We start from the raw sequence: 2,507 nt of genomic DNA, 5'->3' as shown, positions 1-2,507 counted from the left end.
ATCTGAACCTTCCTTCGTTCTTCCTGCTCCCGGTTGTCACACACTAACCCCCGGTCGTCCCACACTGACCCCCGATCATCTCACACTAACCCCCGGTCGTCTCACACTAACCCCCGATCGTCTCACACCGACCCCCGGTCGCTCTACACTGACCTCTTCTCCTCTCATGCGAAACATCCAACCTCGTTCCTGAAACACCCGTGAAACATCCTCCCGCACAACCCCGCCCTCAAAGCCCTCACGCGCTCTCCCCAGCTCCCCTTAAGGCCCACAAACCACTGAAATCACTAACCTTCTCCATCGAACATTCACTCTGGCACGAACACTGCAATCGTACCCACCGAACGCAGCGTCACCCTCGACGCAACGCGCATCCCAATAGCCATGAAATAGCCAGGAGCCAAACCTATGGAAGCTCTCACCCCGGACATGATCACAGTCCTGGTGATCCTCGCCAGCGCCATCTACCTCTTCGTCTCCGAGATTGTGCGTATCGATGTCGCCGCCATCATCATCATGGTCGCCGTTGGCCTCACCGGACTTGTCGACGCAGGCCAACTCTTTAACGGCTTCGCCTCCAACGCTGTAATCTCCATTATCGCTGTCATGATCCTCGGCGCTGCCCTCGATCGCGTTGGCATCATGCGACGCGTCGCCGCCTTTTTGCTACGCATCGGCGGGCGCACCGAAGGCCGCATCATCTCGCTTATCTCCGGGAGTGTGGCGACCATCAGCGCCTTTATGCAAAACATCGGCGCTGCCGCCCTCTTTCTCCCGGTCAGTGAGCGGCTGGCCGAGCGCACAGGCATCTCCATCTCCCGCATCCTGATGCCCATGGGCTTTGCGGCCATCCTCGGGGGTACCATCACACTTGTGGCCTCCGGCCCGCTGATCCTCCTCAATGATCTGCTCGCTGCCAGCGCTCAGAACCTCGGCGTCGACATTGAACCCCTCGGCCTCTTCACCCCCACACCCATCGGCCTCGCCCTGACCGTGGCGGGCATCGCCATGTTCGCGCTGGCCGGCAAGTGGCTGCTTCCTTCCCTTAAACCCTCCATCGGCGCCCAGGCTCCAGACCTCGCCGCAACCTACGGCATCGACCAGACCATCCACGCGTTCATCGTTCCCGAGCAAAGCCCTCTTGCCGGCCGCAGCGTCCAGGCTATCGAAGCTCAGCGAAAAGGCATCGTTCTGCTCGCGATCGAACGCGACAACGCCCTGACCCCCGCTCCGACCGCCGAACACTGCATCGCTGCTGGCGACGTCCTCGCTGTCGTCGGTCCGACCGAACACGTCGAGCACTTCGCCCAAACCGAACTCCTTGAGCCCACCGAAAACACCGCCTTTGCCGCCCTGCACGACGATCAGCACGCTGGCCTGGCCGAAGTTCTCGTCAGGCCTGGCAGCGACATCGTCGGCAAACGCGTCATCGAGCTCAAACTTCGTGCGGCCTTCGGCGTCACTCTGCTCGGAATCCACCGCCGCGGAACGCTCCTCACCGATGATCTTCGCCAGACGATCCTTGAGGCCGGCGACGTCCTCGTCCTCTTCTCCCCCTGGGAACGACTGCAAACACTCGCCCGCGAAGCGGCTTTCGTGATCCTCACCGACTACCCCGCCGAGCCCCCCCGAACTCACAAAACCCCCTGGGCCCTCCTCGCCTTCGGTGTGGCCCTCTCGCTGGTCATCTTCTCGTCGATGCAACTCTCCCTCGCCCTGATGGTCGGCGCTGTTATCGCGCTCATCTCAGGCGTTCTCACCGCCGACGAGGCCTACCGTGCCGTCTCCTGGAAGACCGTCTTCCTGCTGGCTGCTCTCATTCCCCTGGGCCAGGCCGTCGAAGACACCGGCACCGCTGCCTGGATCGCCGAGCGCGTCATCGGCCTGACCTCCTCCTTCCCCATCTGGGGTGTTCAACTCACCATCGCACTGCTTACCACCGCCTTCACGCTGACCATCTCCAACGTCGGCGCCACCGTCCTGCTCGTCCCCCTGGCAGCCAACGTGGCCGTCGGCGTCGGTGCAGACCCGGCGCAGTTCGGACTCATCGTCGCGCTGGCGGCCTCCAACGCCTTCCTTCTACCCACCCACCAGGTCAACGCATTGCTGATGGGCCCCGGCGGCTACAGCGTACGCGACTTCCTCAAAGCCGGCACCGCGATGACGATTCTCTTCACCGTCGTGCTCATCATCTCGGTCAATGTCTTCGCCTGACCCCCGGTCAACGTTTCAAGAAACGTTTCAGGCCCGCGCAGTCCCCTCACAGACGCACCTGCGCGGGCCGAAAACACTGACCCACGGTCGAACCCCTGACCCACGGTCGCCCCCCCCTGACCCACGGTCGCCCCCCCCTGACCCACGGTCGAACACACTGACCCACGGTCGAACCCCCCTGACCCACGGTCGAACCCCTGACCCACGGTCGCCCCCCCCTGACCCACGGTCGCCCCCCCCTGACCCACGGTCGAACACACTGACCCACGGTCGAACCCCTGACCCACGGTCGA

At 63.3% G+C, this 2,507-nt stretch carries 1 protein-coding gene; it reads left to right on the top strand.

All coding sequences use genetic code 11. The features are described 5' to 3' along the window. The first annotated feature begins 408 nt into the window (after positions 1-408). Positions 409-2,214: an SLC13 family permease gene (locus EA187_RS20165; RefSeq protein ID WP_127781481.1), complete on the top strand. Its 1,806-nt coding sequence runs from the start codon at positions 409-411 to the stop codon at positions 2,212-2,214. The last annotated feature ends 293 nt before the right edge of the window (positions 2,215-2,507 follow it).

Source organism: Lujinxingia sediminis (assembly GCF_004005565.1).
In the GTDB taxonomy this organism is placed as follows: domain Bacteria; phylum Myxococcota_A; class Bradymonadia; order Bradymonadales; family Bradymonadaceae; genus Lujinxingia; species Lujinxingia sediminis.
This window is presented reverse-complemented; position numbering and strand designations above follow the sequence as displayed.